The 17,291-nt window shown below is 68.6% G+C and carries 18 protein-coding genes and 3 pseudogenes; 3 read left to right on the top strand and 18 right to left on the bottom strand.

Annotated elements, in window-relative coordinates; translation table 11 throughout:
- Positions 1-83 precede the first annotated feature (83 nt).
- The 13 genes and pseudogenes from MBEBAB_RS07700 to mmsB form a co-directional block, all read right to left on the bottom strand.
- On the bottom strand, positions 84-383 hold the full coding sequence (locus MBEBAB_RS07700; RefSeq protein WP_021697395.1) for a hypothetical protein: 300 nt from the start codon (positions 381-383) through the stop codon (positions 84-86).
- Between the two features lie 36 nt (positions 384-419).
- Entirely contained in the window at positions 420-1,409 is a 990-nt protein-coding gene (thiL, locus tag MBEBAB_RS07705; RefSeq protein ID WP_021697396.1) for a thiamine-phosphate kinase, read from the bottom strand.
- Positions 1,396-1,889 (bottom strand): annotated as a pseudogene (gene nusB / locus MBEBAB_RS07710) (transcription antitermination factor NusB). The gene thiL and the pseudogene nusB overlap by 14 nt, the downstream one beginning before the upstream one ends.
- Before the next feature lie 26 nt (positions 1,890-1,915).
- Positions 1,916-2,374, bottom strand: coding sequence for a 6,7-dimethyl-8-ribityllumazine synthase (gene ribH, locus MBEBAB_RS07715; protein ID WP_021697398.1), 459 nt, complete (start codon positions 2,372-2,374; stop codon positions 1,916-1,918).
- Complete coding sequence (ribB, locus tag MBEBAB_RS07720; RefSeq protein ID WP_021697399.1) at positions 2,371-3,516, bottom strand: 3,4-dihydroxy-2-butanone-4-phosphate synthase; 1,146 nt, start codon at positions 3,514-3,516, stop codon at positions 2,371-2,373. The genes ribH and ribB overlap by 4 nt, the downstream gene beginning before the upstream one ends.
- Positions 3,516-4,106: a riboflavin synthase gene (locus tag MBEBAB_RS07725; protein ID WP_021697400.1), complete on the bottom strand. Its 591-nt coding sequence runs from the start codon at positions 4,104-4,106 to the stop codon at positions 3,516-3,518. Before MBEBAB_RS07725 ends, ribB begins: the two co-directional genes overlap by 1 nt.
- A 4-nt stretch (positions 4,107-4,110) precedes the next feature.
- Positions 4,111-4,734: a RibD family protein gene (locus MBEBAB_RS07730; RefSeq protein WP_021697401.1), complete on the bottom strand. Its 624-nt coding sequence runs from the start codon at positions 4,732-4,734 to the stop codon at positions 4,111-4,113.
- A complete protein-coding gene (gene nrdR, locus MBEBAB_RS07735) occupies positions 4,734-5,204 on the bottom strand; it encodes a transcriptional regulator NrdR (RefSeq protein WP_021697402.1) in 471 nt (156 codons plus the stop codon). Before nrdR ends, MBEBAB_RS07730 begins: the two co-directional genes overlap by 1 nt.
- A gap of 9 nt (positions 5,205-5,213) precedes the next feature.
- A pseudogene (gene glyA / locus MBEBAB_RS07740) lies at positions 5,214-6,457 on the bottom strand (serine hydroxymethyltransferase).
- Positions 6,458-6,541: 84 nt separating this feature from the next.
- Positions 6,542-6,760, bottom strand: coding sequence for a DUF6898 family protein (locus tag MBEBAB_RS07745; RefSeq protein ID WP_021697404.1), 219 nt, complete (start codon positions 6,758-6,760; stop codon positions 6,542-6,544).
- Positions 6,761-6,765: 5 nt separating this feature from the next.
- The gene (locus MBEBAB_RS15100) at positions 6,766-7,476 is read right to left on the bottom strand and encodes a class I SAM-dependent methyltransferase (protein ID WP_021697405.1); all 711 of its coding nucleotides are present in this window, start codon (positions 7,474-7,476) and stop codon (positions 6,766-6,768) included.
- Positions 7,477-7,530: 54 nt separating this feature from the next.
- The gene (hemA, locus tag MBEBAB_RS07755; RefSeq protein ID WP_021697406.1) at positions 7,531-8,757 is read right to left on the bottom strand and encodes a 5-aminolevulinate synthase; all 1,227 of its coding nucleotides are present in this window, start codon (positions 8,755-8,757) and stop codon (positions 7,531-7,533) included.
- A 114-nt stretch (positions 8,758-8,871) separates the two neighbouring features.
- Positions 8,872-9,810, bottom strand: a complete 939-nt coding sequence (gene mmsB, locus MBEBAB_RS07760; protein WP_021697407.1) for a 3-hydroxyisobutyrate dehydrogenase — start codon at positions 9,808-9,810, stop codon at positions 8,872-8,874.
- 237 nt (positions 9,811-10,047) lie between these two features.
- On the opposite strand from mmsB, the pseudogene MBEBAB_RS07765 reads away from it, so the two are divergent.
- The 3 genes and pseudogenes from MBEBAB_RS07765 to MBEBAB_RS07775 all read left to right on the top strand — a co-directional run bounded on the left by MBEBAB_RS07765 (position 10,048) and on the right by MBEBAB_RS07775 (position 13,636).
- A pseudogene (locus tag MBEBAB_RS07765) lies at positions 10,048-11,687 on the top strand (DEAD/DEAH box helicase).
- An 84-nt stretch (positions 11,688-11,771) separates the two neighbouring features.
- Complete coding sequence (locus MBEBAB_RS07770) at positions 11,772-12,833, top strand: GGDEF domain-containing protein (protein WP_021697409.1); 1,062 nt, start codon at positions 11,772-11,774, stop codon at positions 12,831-12,833.
- 32 nt (positions 12,834-12,865) lie between these two features.
- Positions 12,866-13,636, top strand: coding sequence for a lysophospholipid acyltransferase family protein (locus MBEBAB_RS07775; protein ID WP_021697410.1), 771 nt, complete (start codon positions 12,866-12,868; stop codon positions 13,634-13,636).
- On the opposite strand, the gene MBEBAB_RS07780 is transcribed toward MBEBAB_RS07775, so the two are convergent.
- From MBEBAB_RS07780 to sufC, 5 genes are all read right to left on the bottom strand, one after another.
- Positions 13,633-14,019: a HesB/IscA family protein gene (locus MBEBAB_RS07780; RefSeq protein WP_021697411.1), complete on the bottom strand. Its 387-nt coding sequence runs from the start codon at positions 14,017-14,019 to the stop codon at positions 13,633-13,635. The two genes, MBEBAB_RS07775 and MBEBAB_RS07780, sit on opposite strands and share 4 nt — an antisense overlap.
- Positions 14,019-14,408: an SUF system Fe-S cluster assembly protein gene (locus tag MBEBAB_RS07785; RefSeq protein WP_021697412.1), complete on the bottom strand. Its 390-nt coding sequence runs from the start codon at positions 14,406-14,408 to the stop codon at positions 14,019-14,021. Before MBEBAB_RS07785 ends, MBEBAB_RS07780 begins: the two co-directional genes overlap by 1 nt.
- Positions 14,383-15,651 (bottom strand): aminotransferase class V-fold PLP-dependent enzyme, encoded by a 1,269-nt coding sequence (locus MBEBAB_RS07790; RefSeq protein WP_021697413.1) that lies wholly within the window; start codon positions 15,649-15,651, stop codon positions 14,383-14,385. The genes MBEBAB_RS07785 and MBEBAB_RS07790 overlap by 26 nt, the downstream gene beginning before the upstream one ends.
- Complete coding sequence (sufD, locus tag MBEBAB_RS07795; protein ID WP_021697414.1) at positions 15,630-16,649, bottom strand: Fe-S cluster assembly protein SufD; 1,020 nt, start codon at positions 16,647-16,649, stop codon at positions 15,630-15,632. The genes MBEBAB_RS07790 and sufD overlap by 22 nt, the downstream gene beginning before the upstream one ends.
- Positions 16,646-17,291, bottom strand: a 646-nt coding sequence (gene sufC / locus MBEBAB_RS07800; protein WP_045319038.1) for a Fe-S cluster assembly ATPase SufC, incomplete at its 5' end; no start/stop codon positions are given. The genes sufC and sufD, both read right to left, overlap by 4 nt.

Genomic DNA, 17,291 nt, shown 5'->3' on the forward strand with positions numbered 1-17,291 from the left:
GACCACCTCGACCGAGGCGATGACGCCGTCTCCGGCCACCACCCGCGCGGCGGCCATGGTCGCGGCGATCAGCACCCGCTCGTTCAGAAGAGTCCAGTCTCCGGCGGCCGAGAAGTCCACCCGGTGAGCGGCTTTGACCAGGGCGTCGCGGATGAAGGATCGTGCGGCCGGACGGCCTCGGCAGTCTGTCCGCTCGCCAGATGCAGACGCAGGTTCACGAACACATAGTTCCGCAGGCGCCCGTCGCTGACGACGGGCAGGCCCAGCGGAACCAGGTTCAGGGTGGCGGCGGCGGGAGGCGCATCACTGGACGGCGCGGCGGCCGCCGCCGTCGCGGAGACGGCGAGCACGGTTCCGGCGGCGATCAGGTCACGGCGGCGCATTCAGGCCATCTAGCCGAGCGGCGTTAGGAAACCGTTTCAGCCGTGCCGCCAGCCTGTCGTCTTCACCGGCACGACCTCCCCGCCATGCCGCACCGTCACCCCTTCGCCCTGGGTTGCCGCACCCAGCACCGTCAGACGCAGATGGCTGGCGTCAGCCGCCCGCTTCAGCCCCTCGACGGCGGCGGGCGGCACGGCCATGACGATCTCATAGTCGTCGCCGCCCGTGGCCAGCTCCGTCAGGGCGGCTACCGGGTCGACCCGGGTCTCGAACCACGCGGTGGCGGCGCGCGAAAGTGGCAGCTTCTCCAGATCGATCAGGATGCCCACGCCGCTCGCACTGGCCATATGGCCCATGTCGGCGATGAGGCCGTCCGACACGTCCAGCGCTGCAGCCGCGTGCTCGCGCACAGCCAGGGCGAAATCAACCCGCGGTTCCGGCGTCCGGTAGTGAGCGGTCAGGGCCGCGACCCGTTCGTCCTCAAGCCCCAGTTCCCCGCGGGCCGCCTTCAGCCCCAGAATACCGTCGCCGATCATGCCCGTGACCACGATCAGGTCGCCCGGCTGCGCGCCTGCGCGCGCCACGGCCCGGCCATGGGGAACCCAGCCCAGAGCGGTCAGACTGAAGCTGGCCGGGCCCGGCGTCACCACCGTGTCGCCGCCCAGCAGGTGAACGCCGAACTTCACCTGATCCTCGGCGAGACCCGCCGCGAAGGCCTCCCGCTCAAGCCAGCCCGACGCCTCGGGCCAGAAACAGGCCAGCAGATAGCCGAACGGCTCGGCCCCCTTGGCCGCCAGATCCGACAGGTTCACCCGCAGCAGCTTCCTGGCCACGGTATCGAGCGGATCGTCCGGCAGGAAATGCACGCCCTCGACCATGGCGTCCTTGGTCAGGATCAGGTCGTATCCGGGCCGCGACGGCAGCGCCGCCACGTCATCGATCAGGCCGCGGCCCCATTCCGGATGCGCCAGAGGCCGGAACAGCCGCTCGATGGTCTCGAACTCGTCGGCCGCATCAACCCCGGGCATCGCGGGCGACGCCATCCAGGGCGGCGTTCACGAACTTGGCCTCGGCCGCGTCGAAGAACGCCTTGGCCAGCTCCACATATTCGTCGATGACGATCTCGCGCGGCACCTCGGGCTTCTCGCGCAGCTCCCACACCCCGGCGCGCAGCAGGCTCGCAGGGTGGCGTCCAGCCGCTCGATCCGCCAGCCGGAGGCCAGACGCGTCACCACGGCCGTGTCGATGGCCTTCTGTCCCGCCACCACCCCGCGCACGATCTCGGCGAACCATGCCTCGTCCGCCTCGGCCAGGTGCTCCCCGTCCATATCGGCGTCAAAGCGGTGGTTGAGGAACTCGTCCACCACCGTGTCCACGCCCTGCCCGCCCAGCTCCATCTGGTACAGGGCCTGAACGGCGGCCAGACGCGCCACGGTGCGGGCCCGGCGCTGGCGCGAGGTCAGACCGGGCTCGGCCCGCTGCTTCTCGGCCTCGGCCAGATGGGCCATGACGGATTTCAGGCTGTTGGCTTCGCTCACAGCCGGCCCTCCCTCAGACGACGGCGCAGGTCGATCAGCTCAAGGCAGGCGCGCGCCGCGCCGCCGCCCTTGTCCCCCTCGGTGAAGCGGGCGCGGGTCCAGGCCTGGTCCTCGTCCTCCACCGTCAGGATGCCATTGCCGACGGCCAGGCCCTTCAGGCCCAACTGCATGATGCCCGCGGCTGACTGATCCGACACGATCTCGAAATGATAGGTCTCGCCGCGAATGACCACGCCCAGGGCCACATAGCCGTCATAGCGCACGCCCAGCGGGCTGCGGCCCATCTCCTCGGCCTGGGCGATGCCGAGCGGCACCTCCAGCGCCCCGGGCACCGTGGCCACATCGAAGGTGGCGCCGCGCGCCCGCAGGGCTTCCTTGGCCCCGTCAAGCAGCGCGTCGGACAGGTCGTCATAGAACCGTCCCTCGACGATCAGGATGCGCAGGGGATCGGTCAAGACTGGGGTTCTCCATCCATGTCACGCCAGCCCGCGATGCGCAGGCCGTAACCCTCAATGGCCGTGGGATTGGGCCGGGTCGAACTCATCACGATCATGTCGCGCACGCCCAGGTCCAGCAGGATCTGGGCGCCCACGCCATAGGCCTTCAGGGCCCGGTCGCTCGCGCCGGGCTTGTCGCCGTCGCTCAGGCGTTCCGCAAGCCCCTTCAGCTCGGGGTCCCGCAGGAACACGGTCACCCCTGCGGCCGCGCCGTAGCGCTGGGGCTCGCTGATGGCCTTCAGGGCGCTGGGCACATAGTTCTGGCGCGCCTCCACATGGCCCAGCAGGTCGGCGGCGAAGTCCACCTGATGCATCCGCACCAGGGTCGGCTTGGCCGGATCGATCCGGCCGTGAACCAGCGCCACATGCTCCACGCCCTCGATGGCGTTGCGGTACAGCATCAGGCGGAACGGCCCGCCGTGCACGCTCTCGAACGGCCGCTCCAGCACCCGCTCCACGAACCGCTCCGTGCGGCGGCGATAGGCGATCAGGTCGGCGATGGTGCCGATCTTCAGTCCGTGCAGCTGGGCGAAGGCGACCAGGTCCGGCATGCGGGCCATGGTGCCGTCGTCGTTCATGATCTCGCAGATCACCCCGGCGGGCGTCAGGCCGGCCATGCGGCTGATGTCCACCGCCGCTTCCGTATGACCGGTGCGCACCAGCACCCCGCCGTCCCGCGCCACCAGCGGAAACACATGCCCCGGCGAGACCAGATCGTCAGGGCCCCGGTTCGGGTCCACCGCCACCTGCACCGTGCGGGCGCGGTCCGCCGCGCTGATGCCGGTGGTCACGCCTTCCTTCGCCTCGATCGACACGGTGAAGGCGGTGCCCATGCTCTCGCGGTTCTCGGCCGACATGGGGGGCAGGCGCAGGCTGCGCGCCCGGTCCGCCGTGATGGCCAGGCAGATCAGCCCGCGCGCGTGCTTGGCCATGAAATTGATCTGGTCCGGCGTGGCGAACTGGGCCGGAATGATGACATCGCCCTCGTTCTCCCGGTCCTCGGCGTCCACCAGGATGTAGGGCCGCCCGTTACGGGCGTCCTCGAGGATGTCCTCGATGGGACTGATGGGGCTGTCGTTCACATTGGCCGCCGGGTGCATCACGCTGTCTCCTGCCAGCGGGCCAAGTAGCGCGCCAGCATGTCGATTTCCAGATTAACGGCGGAATCCGGCGACAGCGTCCCCAGGGTCGTCGCCTCCCAGGTATGGGGAATGATGTTCAGGTCGAAGGTTCGTCCGTCCACGGCGTTGACGGTCAAGGACACGCCGTCGACCGTGATCGAGCCCTTCTCGGCGATGTAGCGATGCAGCGGCGCCGGCGCCTCCACCACCACGCGGTGCGATCCGCCCTCGGGCGTGATGGAGACCACGCGCCCCACCCCGTCCACGTGGCCCGAGACGATATGGCCGCCCATCTCGTCGCCCAGGCGGGCCGCGCGCTCCAGATTGACGCCGGTCCCTTCGGTCCAGGCGCCCAGGGTGGTCTTCGACAGGGTCTCGCCCGACACCTCGACCGCGAACCAGTCGTCGCCCCGCTCCACCACCGTCAGGCAGACGCCGGAGTGACTGATCGACGCTCCCATATCAATGGTTGACGGATTCCACGCCGTGGCGATCTCGAAGCGCCGGTCGCGCTCGGTCTGGCGGACGCTCCTGACGCGGCCGATGTCGGTGACGATTCCAGTGAACATTCTATCAGGTCCGCTCGTAACGTTCCCACAGGTCGGGGCCCAGGGGCTCGACCGCAAGGCGCCGGAACCGCGGCGCGTCGGAAAGCTGCGCCATGGCCAGCGCCGCCACGCACGGCCGCCCTTCCCCGCCCAGCAGGATCGGCGCCCGGAACCACTCCAGCGCATCCACCGCATCCGCCGCGATAAAGGACGCCGCCACCTGTCCGCCGCCCTCGATCAGGACCGAGCCGACGCCGTGCCGCTTGAGGGCCTTCAGCACCGCATCCACGGCCGGGCGTCCATCGCCATCCGCATCAACCTGCTCGACCAGCGCACCGCCCACCGCATGCGGCTCGGCGGTGGTCAGGATCAGACTCCCCTCTCCCACCAGCTTCGCGCCGGCCGGCGTCCGCAGGCGGCTGTCCAACACGACCCGCAGCGGCTGGTCCACGGATCGTCCCGGCAGGCGCACGGTCAGTTGCGGATCGTCGGCCAGCACCGTCTGGACACCCACCAGCACCGCGTCATGAGCGGCCCTCAGGCGGTGGCCCTGCTCGCGCGCGGCCTCGCCGGTGATCCATCGGGACTCCCCCGTCGCGGTGGCGATGCGCCCGTCCAGCGAGGTGGCCAGTTTCAGGGTGACGCGCATCACCGCTCCTTGTCGGAGTCGCTGAATCCTTCGGCGCCCAGGAATTTGGCGAAGTCGCCGGTGTGGCGGAAATCCTTGTAGACCGAGGCGTAGCGCACATAGGCCACCTCATCGACGCCCTTCAGCGCCTTCATGATGAAGTCGCCCACGGTCGAGGACTGGATCTCGGTTTCGCCAAGGCTCTCCAGCTGGCGCACGATGCGGCTGACCAGCTGTTCGATCTGGTCCGGGTCCACCGGGCGCTTGCGCAGGGCGATGCCCAGCGACCGCTCCAGCTTCATGCGGTCGAACGGGGTGCGGCGCCCGTTGCGCTTGACGATCACCAGTTCGCGCAACTGCACCCGTTCAAAGGTGGTGAAGCGCCCGCTGCAGCCCGGGCACGCCCGGCGGCGCCGGATGGCCGCGCCGTCGTCCGACGGGCGGCTGTCCTTCACCTGGGTGTCCGGGTTGCCGCAGAAGGGGCACTTCATGGCCGGGCCCTACCGATAGATGGGGAAGCTGTGCGTCAGCTCCCGCACCTGCGCGGCCACGCCCGCAGCCACCGCCGTGTCCGCCTCGTCGCCGCCGTTCATGGACACGACCACATCGGCGATCCAGTGGCCGATCTGCCTGAACTCATCCTCGCCGAAGCCGCGCGTGGTGCCCGCCGGTGTTCCCAGCCGCACGCCCGAAGTGATGGTGAAGGGCGCGTCGTCGAACGGCACGCCGTTCTTGTTGCAGGTCATCAGCGCCTTCTCGAGCTCATGCTCGGTGGCCTTGCCGGTCACGCCCTTGGGCCGCAGGTCCACCAGCATCAGGTGGCTGTCGGTTCCGCCCGAGACGATGGCCAGCCCCCGCTCCACCAGCACGTCGGCCATGGCCTGGGCGTTCTTGACCACCTGCTGCGCGTAACCCTTGAACTCGGGCTTCAGCGCCTCGCCGAAGGCCACGGCCTTGGCCGCGATCACATGCTCCAGCGGTCCGCCCTGCAGGCCGGGGAATACCGCCGAATTGATCTTCTTGGCGATGTCGCCGTCATTGGTCAGCACCATGCCGCCGCGCGGGCCGCGCAAGGTCTTGTGCGTCGTCGTGGTCACCACATGGGCGTGGGGGAGCGGATCGGGATAGGCGCCGCCCGCGATCAGGCCCGCATAGTGGGCCATGTCGACCATCAGATACGCGCCGACCGAGTCCGCGATCTCGCGGAATTTCTTGAAGTCGATGTGGCGGGAATAGGCGCTGGCGCCGGCCAGGATCAGCTTGGGCTTCTCCCGTTCGGCCATCTCGGCGACGTTATCATAATCAATGAGATGGTCGTCTTTCCTCACCATATAGGTGACCGGGCGGAACCACTTGCCCGACTGGTTCGCCGGGCTGCCGTGGGTCAGGTGCCCGCCGCAGGCAGATCCATGCCGAGGAAGGTGTCGCCGGGCGTCAGCAGGGCCTGAAACACCGCCTGGTTGGCCTGGGCGCCCGAGTGCGGCTGCACATTGGCGAAGGCCGCGCCGAACAGCGTCTTCGCCCGCTCGCGCGCCAGGGTCTCGGTGATGTCCACATATTCGCAGCCGCCATAGTAGCGACGACCCGGATAGCCTTCCGCATACTTGTTGGTCAGGACGGAGCCCTGGGCCTCCAGCACCGCTTGCGAGACGATGTTCTCGGAGGCGATCAGCTCGATCTGCTCCTTCTGGCGGCCGAGCTCGCCCTGAATTCCCTTGAAGATCTCGGGATCGGCCTCGCGCAGGGATTGGGAGAAATAGGCGTCATGGACGAAGCGGGCGGTCACGGGCGGCTCCGGAAATCAGGGGGCGGGAAGATGCCAGATGCTTTACGCCTTCCACCCCCGCCCCACAACATGTTGTGCCGCCGCACCCGCCAGGGCCCGCCGCAGCTTGCCGATGGCGATCCGCTCCAGATGCGCCCGCTCCTTCACCGGCCCTACCGCCGAGGCCTCGGTCCCGGTCGCCGCATGGATGGCCGAGCATTTCAGATAGGCGCCGTTGCGCACGAATTCGACGATGACTTCCCCGAGATCACCGGTCCCCATCGGCCTCAATCCCACGACGGCGGGGCGACGCGCAGCGCGCCGAGCGACAGAGACGACGGCAGGTCCGCTTCGCTGGAGGCCATCACGAACCAGTTCAGACCCGGATGCGGCCACGGACAGGCGCGCGCGGCCAGTCCTGCCTCGGCGGCCAGGGCGATCACCTGGTCCGGATGGTAGGGCACGCAGGCCGGATAGGCCCACTCGACCGCGTCGGCGCCCGGCGCCGGGTCGCCCAGCAACAGATTGACCAGCACCAGCCCGCCCGGGGCGAGGCTTTCCGCGAAGGCCTTCAGCCCCCGCCGTGTCGCGTTCGGCCCTGTATGGGAAAAGACCGACTGGGCGATGATGAAGTCAAACCGCTCGCCGAACACATCGACCCGGTATTCGGCGTTATGGTCGAAGCGCGGCCGTTTCAGCGCGCGGATGTCGTCGCCCATCTCATGGGCGAAGCCCGCCTCGATCAGGTCGGCCTCCGGATCCACGCCGAAATAGCGGTCGGCCGCCAGATAGGGAATCGCCAGACGTCCCAGCCGCAGCGAGCCGCAGCCGAAATCCAGCAGGCGGTGGGTCTCGCGCAGCCCGAGCAGGAAAAGCAGGGCGAACTGGGACGCGCCCATCACGTCATAGCGCTGCGGCTGGCCCACATAGGCCCTGTGCGGCGCATGCCCCGGCATCGCCCGCGTCATGTCGTCGATGCTGAACTGATCGCGTCGCACGGGCCCCTCCTCGCAGTGATCAGGGTCGGCCCGTCACGCGCGTCCCGTCAAGGGTCACGCCGCCTTGGGCATCCGCGCGACGTTGCAGTGGGTCCACAGCTTGTCCATGGCCGCGACCAGGGCGTCCATCATGCCGTCGTCGTGGTTGGGCGACGGGGTGAAGCGCAGGCGCTCGGTCCCCTTGGGCACGGTGGGATAGTTGATCGGCTGCACATAGACGCCGAAGTCTTCCAGCAGCATGTCCGAGATCATCTTGCAGTGGACCGGATCGCCCACGTGCACCGGCACGATGTGGCTGACGCTGGGCAGGACGGGGATGCCCGCCTCGGCGAAGCGCGCCTTCAGGGTCTCGGCCCGCTCCTGATGGGCCGCGCGCAGGTCGGCGGCGCCCTTCAGGTGACGCACCGAGGCCAGCGCCCCCGCCGTCAGGGCCGGCGGCAGGCTGGTGGTGAAGATGAAGCCCGCGGCCCACGACCGCACCGCATCGATGATCACGGCGTCGGCCGCGATGTAGCCGCCCATGACGCCCACGGCCTTGCCGAGGGTGCACTCGATGATGTCGATCTGGTCCAGCACGCCGTCGCGCTCGGCCACGCCCGCGCCGCGCTCTCCGTACAGGCCCACCGCGTGGACCTCGTCCAGATAGGTCATGGCGCCGTACTTCTGCGCCAGGGCGATGGTGCCGTGCAGGTCGGCGATGTCGCCGTCCATGGAATAGACGCTCTCGAAGGCGATCAGCTTGGGCGCATCGGCCGGCGCGGCCTGCAGCAGCGCTTCCAGATGCTCCAGATCGTTATGCGCGAAGATGTGCCGCTCGCAGCCGCCGTTGCGGATGCCCGCGATCATGGAGGCGTGGTTCAGCGAGTCGGAGAAGACGATCAGCCCCGGCATGATCCGCTGCAGGGTGGTCAGGGTCGCCTCATTGGCCACATAGCCCGAGGTGAACAGCAGCGCCGCTTCCTTGTGGTGCCAGTCGGCCAGCTCGGCCTCCAGGTCCACGGCCCAGCGAGTGGTGCCGGAAATGTTGCGCGTGCCCCCGGCCCCGGCCCCGGCCTCGTCGATGGCCGCCTGCATGGCCTCAAGCACCACCGGGTGCTGACCCATGCCCAGATAGTCGTTGGAGCACCAGACCACCACGTCCTGCTCGGATCCGTCCTCGCGGCGGCGCACCGCCTTGGGGAATTGGCCGCGCACGCGCTTCAGGTCGGCAAAGACGCGGTAGCGCCCTTCCTTCTGGACCTGGTCGACGGCGTTCTGAAAGGCGGCCTTATAGTCAAACACGCTGACGGCTCGTTTTGATTATGATCGTCTGCTTCGCGTTTTGCTCCCCGCAGAACCGCGTGTCCACGAAAACCGGCGGACAAAAGGCCGCAACCCCTTAATTGATAACGGTTCTCAATACCGTATCGACAGCATGGGCATCGGTTCAGGCGTCTTTGCGCGCTCCAGGCTGTCCAGATCCCCGCGCAGAAACTGCAGCATGGCCGAGAAGTCCCGCCCGCCGTATCCCAGCCGGTCGAACAGGGCGTACATGGCCTCGGCCTGGGTCCCCAGCGGCGTGGACGCCCCGGCCTTGGCCGCCGCGTCCTGGGCCAGCTTCAGGTCCTTCAGCATCATGGCCGTGGCGAATCCGCCCTCGTAGCCGCGATTGGAGGGCGCCGTCGGCACCGGGCCGGGCCAAGGATAATAGCTGGTCACGCTCCAGCACTGCCCCGAGGACTTGGACGCGATCTCGAAGAACCGCTCGGGCTCCAGTCCCAGCCGCTCGGCCAGGGCGATGGCTTCGCAGGTGCCGATCATGGAGATGCCCAGCAGCATGTTGTTGCAGATTTTGGCCGCCTGCCCCGCCCCGTGGTCGCCGGCGCGGATGGTGATCCGGCTCATGGGCTCCAGCGCCGCCTCGACCCGGGCCAGCACCGCCTCGTCGCAGCCGACCATGAAGGCCAGGGTCCCCGCCTCCGCCGCCGCCGTGCCCCCCGACACCGGCGCGTCCGCAAAGGCGTAGCCCGCCTCCTGCGCCAGCCCCGCCACCTTGCGGGCGGTGTCCACGTCGATGGTGGAGCAATCGACCAGCAGGGCCGAGGTCGGCGCCGCGCCGATCACCTGCTCGGCATAGACCTTCATCACATGAGGCCCGGCGGGCAGCATGGTGATGACCACGTCCGCATCCTTGACCGCCTCCACCACCGAGGTCGCGGCGAGGCAGCCCGCAGCCTTGGCCCGGTCCAGCGCCTCGGTGGACAGGTCGAACGCCGTCACCGTTCGCCCGGCCTTGGCCTGATTAGCCGCCATGCCGCCGCCCATGTTGCCCAGGCCGATGAATGCGATCTTCATGTGCGTCTCTCCCTCACAGTTCTTGGGCCCGGACTTAGACTCATCGCGCCCGGATCGCCAGCGTGGCCAGGCGTCGCCCAGGCGGGGATTCGCCGGAAATACTTGACTTTTCACTGTGGATTTCTATATCCGGGCCAACAGTTCGGGACAGGTCTGGCGAATTCGCGCCGCCCGCTCGCCCAATGAGGGGCGGTTCCGTGCGTCATGAGTCTGAAAAGACTCCCCATCACGAGTTACATGACCGAATTCTCCAAACTGGGCCTTTCGCCCACGACCCTTCAGGCGGTCGCCGACACCGGCTACACCACCGCCACCCCCATTCAGGAACAGGCCATCCCCGTGGCCCTCGCCGGACGCGACGTTCTGGGCATCGCCCAGACCGGCACCGGCAAGACCGCGGCCTTCACCCTGCCGATGGTGGATCGCCTCGGCTCCGGCCGCGCCCGGGCCCGCATGCCCCGCGCCCTGGTTCTCGCCCCCACCCGCGAACTGGCGGACCAGGTGGCCGAGAGCTTCGGCAAATACGCCAGGGGCACCAAGCTCAACTGGGCGCTGCTGATCGGCGGCGTCTCCATGGGCGAACAGGTGGCCTTGCTGGACAAGGGTGTGGACGTCCTGATCGCCACCCCCGGCCGTCTGCTGGACCTGTTCGAGCGGGGCAAGATCCTGCTGACCGGCGTCGAGATCATGGTCGTCGACGAAGCCGACCGCATGCTGGACATGGGCTTCATCCCGGACATCGAGCGCATCTTCAAGCTGACGCCGCCGCGCCGCCAGACCCTGTTCTTCTCGGCCACCATGCCGCCCGAGATCACCCGTCTGACGCAACAGTTCCTCAAGGATCCCACCCGGATCGAGGCCTCGCGTCCGGCCATGACCGCCGACACCATCGCCCAGTATCTGGTGCGGATCCCCTCCAGCGACCCCAAGGCCAAGCGCACCGCCTTGCGCGCCCTGGTGGGCCGCGAGGACGTCAAGAACGGCATCGTCTTCTGCAACCGCAAATCCGAAGTGGACGTGGTCGCCAAGTCGCTCAAGCAGCACGGCTTCGACGCCGCGCCGATCCACGGCGATCTGGACCAGTCCCTGCGCACCAAGACCCTGGCGTCGTTCCGCTCGGGCGAACTCAAGCTGCTGGTGGCCTCCGACGTTGCCGCGCGCGGCTGGACATCCCGGACGTCAGCCACGTCTTCAACTACGACGTCTCGCACCACGCCGACGACTATGTGCACCGCATCGGCCGCACCGGCCGCGCGGGCAAGAAGGGTCAGACCTTCATGATCGTCACCCCGTCCGACGACAAGTCGCTGGATAAGGTGCTGAAGCTGATCAAGATGGACCCGGAAGAGCTGACTCTGGACATCGACTGGTCCGGCGTCGGTTCGGGCGGCTCCGCGCGCGGCGGCCGCAAGACGCCTGAGCGAGCCGAGCGCAAGGCCCCGGAGCGGACCGAACGCAAGGCGCCCGAGCAGACCGAGCAGGCCGAGAAGCCCCAGCGCAGCCGGGGCGGACGCCGCAGCCGGTCGGAGCCCGCTGTCGAAGCGGCCGCCGCGCCGGTCGACGCGACCGCGCCCGAACCTGTCGCCGCCGCCCCCGCTGAACAGACCGAAAAGCCGCGCCGCACCCGCAGTCGCCGCGGATCCAATAGCGAAGCTGCGCCCGTCGCGGCGGGCGTTCCCGCCGTGTCCGCACCGGTTCCTGCTTCAGCGGCCGCTGCGCCCGCAGCCGCCGTCGCGGTTCAGGAGCCCCAGCTGACCCAGGCCGAGCGCCGCGGCGGCCGCAAGGGCAAGAGCGACGACCAGGCGCCCGCCAAGGGTTCCGGTTTCGGCGACGATGTCCCCGCCTTCCTGCGTCGCCCTGTCCCGGTTTCGTCCTGAAATAACGCCGGTCCTTAACCTCGTCCTTACCTGGCGAACCTAGGGTTTCTCCGGCGCTGAACGGGTGCAGGAGACGGGACCAGTATGACGGCACAGGTTGAAACAACGCTGCGCGGACCCGAGGCCTTCTCCCTTGCGCGTCAGGCGCTCGAGGCCATGGAAGCCGCCGGCGTCTGGCCGACGCCGCTCAATTTCGAGCTCTGGATCCACTACATCGGCACTCCCGAAAGCCCGTTGAGCCGTGAGATGAAACGGCTGATGGAGCTCGGCACGCCCTTCACCGAGGACATCAGCGAGATGCTGATGTCCGAATATCTGCCGCGCGGCCGTCTCAGCGATGAGATCCGCGACGCCGGCCTGATGCTGAACCGCGAGCTCAACAATGTGGCCGAGGTCATCGCCTCCGCACAGTCGTCCCAGGCTGAATACGGCCAGACCCTCGCCGAGGCCGGCGCCAGCATGGAGACGTCGCTCGCACCCGAAGAGATCAAGCGGCTGGTCGGCGACCTGACCACCGCCACCAGCAAGGTGCACCTGGAGAACGCCACCCTCGAGAAGCGCCTCGAGGCCTCCACCCGCGAAGTGGCCCAGCTGCGGCAGCATCTGGAGCAGGTCCGGCGCGACGCCATGACCGACGCCCTGACCAATCTGGCCAACCGCAAGGCGTTCGACGAGGAGTTGGACCGCGCCTGCGCGGCAGCGGGCGACAAGGCCCCCCTCACCCTGGCGGTGCTCGACATCGACCACTTCAAGAGCTTCAACGACACTTGGGGCCATCAGACCGGCGACCAGGTGCTGCGCTATGTGGCCAGTGTACTGGGCCGGACCCTGCGCAGCCCCCGCGTGGCCGCCCGCTACGGCGGCGAGGAATTCACCCTGCTGTTTCCCGGCGAAACCGCCCGCATGGTCGAAACCGTCCTCAACACGATCCGCGAGGAGATCGCCTCGCGCAGCCTGCGCCGCCGCTCCACCAATGACGATCTGGGCGCGGTCACCGTCTCCATCGGCCTGGCCCAGAAGCTGCCCGGCGACACGGCCGTCGCCCTGATGGGCCGCGCCGACGAGGCGCTCTATGCGTCCAAGCACGCCGGCCGCAACCGCGTCACCTGCGCCACGAAACTGCCGCGCTCGGCCAGAGCCGCCTAGTCTGGGCCGTGAATCACGGCCAAGGTCGCGGCATGCGCAGTCTCGCCTTCGCCCTCGCCTACTGGCCCCTGTCGATCCTCCACACCCTGGGGGCCGCCTTCGCCGCCCTGACGCCCGGGCGCGGCCTCGTCCGGGGCGTGATCCGCAGCTATGTGCGCTCCATGGTCTGGGCCATGCGCGTCCTGGCGGGCATCCGCATCCAGGTGCGCGGCAGGGATCGCCTGCCCGACGGCGCCTTCATCCTGGCCTGCAAGCACCAGTCCTGGGGCGACGGCTTTTCCATCTACAACCAGTTCGACGACCTGGCCTTCGTCACCGGGGACCATCTGGAGCGGTTTCCGCTGCTGGGCACGGTGCTGCGCAAGCTGGGCGCCATCGTGGTCAACAACTGCGGCGGTCACGAAGCCCGCAAGGCTCTCGCCACCCGCGCCGCCGAGGCCCACGCCGAGGGCCGCAGGATCCTGATCTATCCCGAGGGCAATCTGGCGAAGGTGGGCGAGAAGTACCGTTACCGCTCCGGCGTCTGGCACATGTACCGCGACTTCCAGATGCCGGTGGTCCCCGTGGCCACAAACCTCGGCCTGTTCTGGCCGCAGGAGGCGTACGAGAAGCACCCCGGAACCGCGACCCTGGAGTTTCTCGACCCCATCCCGCTGGGGCTGGGCAAGGACGAATTCATGGCCCGGCTGGAAGCCGCCGTCGAAACCCGCACCGCCGAGCTGGTGGCCGAAGCCACCGGCGACCCCGTCACCCCCGCTGTTCAGGTTCTCACGCCGGATGAGGCGCGGCGTACGGCTGCCTAGCCTTTCGCGGGAATGATGGTGACGCTCTCGCCGCACCCGCAGGCGTCGGTCTCGTTCGGATTGCGGAAGACGAATTTCGACGCCAGCTTCGAGGTCTCGTAGTCGATCTCGGTCCCGATCAGGAACAGCACCGCCTTGGGATCGATCAGGATGGTGACGCCCTTGTCCTCCACCACCTCGTCCAGCGGCTCTACCGCCTCGGCATAGGCGAAGGTGTATTCCTGCCCCGCGCAGCCGCCGTTCTTCACCCCCACGCGCAGGCCCACATAAGGCTGCTCGGCCTTGGCCATAATCGCCTTGACGCGCGCGGCGGCGGCGTCCGTCAGGGTGACGGCCTTGGGGCGCGGGCGGCGCGGACGGGCGGTGGTCTGGAGTTCGGTCATCAGAACATGTTCAGTTGCAGCTTGGCCTCGTCGCTCATGCGCGAGGGGTCCCACGGCGGGTCGAACACCAGATTGGCGCGGGCCGACTTGATGCCCGGAACCGTCCGCACCGCGTCTTCCACCCAGCCGGGCATCTCGCCGGCCACCGGGCAGCCCGGCGCGGTCAGGGTCATCTCCACTACCACGTCCCGGTCGTCGGACACGTCCACCTTGTAGATCAGGCCCAGCTCATAGATGTCGACCGGGATTTCCGGATCGAACACGGTCTTCAGCGCCGTGACCAGCTCGTCGGTCAGGCGGTCCAGTTCGGCCTGGTCCAGGGCGGCCGTCTTCGGCGCGTCCCAGGCCTCGGCGAAGGTGGCGTTATCGGTGATCGGCTTGTCGTCCATGGTCATCAGATAAAGAACTCGCGCGCTTGATCAGCGCATCCACGAAGGCGTCGGCGTCCTCCTTCGTATTATATAGGGCGAATGAGGCGCGCGCGCTCGACGTCACGCCCATTCTTCTGGCCAGCGGCTCGGCGCAGTGCAGGCCCGCCCGCACCGCCACCCCGTACCTGTCCATGATCTGGGCGATGTCATGGGCGTGGGCGCCGTCAACGGTGAAGGTCAGGATGGCCCCCTTCCCGTCCGCCTCGCCCAGCACCCGCAGTCCGTCGACACCGTCCAGCCGCGCCCGCGCATGGGCGTACAGCGCCTGTTCGTGGGCGATCACCTGGGCCTTGTCGAAGCCCATCAGCCAGTCCAGCGCCGCGCCCAGGCCGATGGCCTCCAGGATCGGCGGCGTCCCCGCCTCGAACCGGTGCGGCGCCTTCGCATAGGTGACCCGGTCTTCCTCCACCGTCTCGATCATCTCGCCGCCGCCCTGCCACGGCGGCAGGCTCTCCAGCGCCTCGGCGGTTCCGTACAGCGCCCCGATGCCCGTGGGCCCATACAGCTTGTGGCCCGTCAGCACGTACCAGTCGCAGCCGATGGCCTGCACGTCGGGTGCGGCGTGCACCGCCCCCTGGCACCCGTCGATCAGCACCCGCGCCCCGGCCTTGTGCGCCAGCCGGGTGATCTCGGTGATCGGATTGATGGTGCCCAGCACATTGGACATGTGCGTCACCGCTACAATCTTCGTCCGCGGGGTCAGCAGCGCCTCGAACCCCGCCATGTCCAGCGACCCGTCGTCCAGCACCGGCGCCCATTTCAGCACTGCCCCATACCGCTCGCGCAGCATGTGCCAGGGCACGATGTTGGAGTGGTGCTCCATCTGGCTGACGATGATCTCGTCACCCGGCTGGATCGACTGGCCCACGCCCGCCGCCACCAGATTGATCGCCTCGGTCCCGCCCTTGGTGAAGACGATGTTCGTCTCTGCCTCGGCGTTCAGGAACCGCGCCACGGTCGCCCGCGCGCCCTCGAACGCCTCGGTGGTCTCATTGGCCAGGGTGTGCAGGCCCCGGTGCACATTGGCGTAGGAGCCCGACATGGCGCCGCTGATCGCGTCGATCACCGCTTGCGGTTTCTGCGCCGAAGCCGCGGAATCCAGATAGACCAGCGGCCGCCCGTTCACCGTCCGCGACAGGATCGGGAACTGCGCCCGTGCGGCATAGGCGTCAAAGGCTCTCACAACCGATCCGTCAGCCATTCCCGCACCCTTTCCCGCGCGCCCTCGTGATCGATGCGGTCCACCACCTCGATCAGGAACGCCTGCACCAGCAGCGCCCGCGCCTCGTCCGCCGACAGGCCGCGCTGCTGCATGTAGAACAGGGCGCTCTCGTCCAGCGCCCCCACCGTATTCCCGTGGGCGCACTGCACGTCGTCGGCGTAGATCTCCAGCTCCGGCTTGGCGTCCACCTCGCCCCGTTCGGACAGGATCAGGGCGTGATGCCCCATGCGCGCATCGGTGCCGTCGGCCCCGCGCTGGACGATGATCTTGCCCTGGAACACGCCCCGCGCCTGATCCCGCACCACGCCCTTGGTCAGCTGCGAGGTGACCCCGTTCAGACCCGAATGGCTGACCACGCTGGTCATGTCCGCATGGCGCGCGCCGGTCAGCAGATAGACCCCGTCCATCCGCACCTCGGCGCCCTGCCCGCCGTGGCTCAGGTGTGTCTCCTGCCGCTGCAGTTTCGCCCCGGTCAGCAGGGTGGTCTGGCGGAACGTCCCGCCCGGCGCCACCGCCACCTTCGCCTCGGCCACCGAGATGGCGTCCTCCGGTTCCTCGACCAGCACCACCCGCGTCACCTCGGCGCCCGCCGGAATGTCGATGTCCAGCCGGTTGTGCGCCACATAGCCGGCGCCCGACCCCTCATGGCTTTCGAGGATGAGCAACTTGGCGCCCGGCTTGACCGCGATGCGTGCAGCGGCGCTGTGGCCGGTGTTGGCAGCTTCCGACACGAACCGCAGCCGCAGGGTCTGTTCGCCCGAGGCCACGAAGGCGTCCGCCCCCACGGCCCGCCCGTTGGCGAACGTCATCTCGTCGCCGCCCAGCATCGCGAACGGCCCGCCCGGCGCGACGGAAACCGCCGGCGACGGCTCAGGCGCTTCGCGCAGAACCCGGCGCAGATCACTGTATTTCCATGCCTCCACCCGCCGCGACGGGAAGGTGGCCGGATCATTGAGGTTCAGGACAGCCGCACTCACGCCGCCGCCGGAAGGAACTTGTCGTAGCCTTCCGCCTCCAGTTCGTGGGCCAGTTCGGGCCCGCCCGAGGCGACGATGCGCCCGGCCACGAGCACGTGCACCTGGTCCGGTTTGATGTAGTCCAGCAGGCGCTGATAGTGGGTGATCACCAGCATCGACCGCTCCGGCGACCGCAGGGCGTTCACCCCGTCGGCGACGATGCGCAGGGCGTCGATGTCCAGACCCGAATCCGTCTCGTCCAGGATCAGCAGTGACGGCTCCAGCAGGGCCATCTGCAGGATCTCCATCCGCTTCTTCTCGCCGCCGGAGAAGCCCACGTTCAGGGGCCGCTTCAGCATGTCGAAGTCCATCTTCAGGGCCTTCGACGCCTCGCGCACCTTCTTCAGGAAGTCCGGCGCCGAGATCTCGGCCTCGCCCCGTGCGCGCCGCTGGGCGTTCACCGCCGTGCGCACGAAGGTCAGGGCCGGCACGCCGGGAATCTCGATGGGATACTGGAACGACAGGAACACGCCCTTCGCCGCCCGCTCCGCCGGGTCCAGCGCCAGCAGGTCCTCGCCCCGCCAGGTCACGGAGCCCTCCGCCGCCTCGTAGCCGGGCCGCCCGGCCAGGGCGTAACCCAGGGTCGACTTGCCCGCCCCGTTC

Source organism: Brevundimonas abyssalis TAR-001 (genome assembly GCF_000466985.1).
Classification (GTDB): Bacteria; Pseudomonadota; Alphaproteobacteria; order Caulobacterales; family Caulobacteraceae; genus Brevundimonas; species Brevundimonas abyssalis.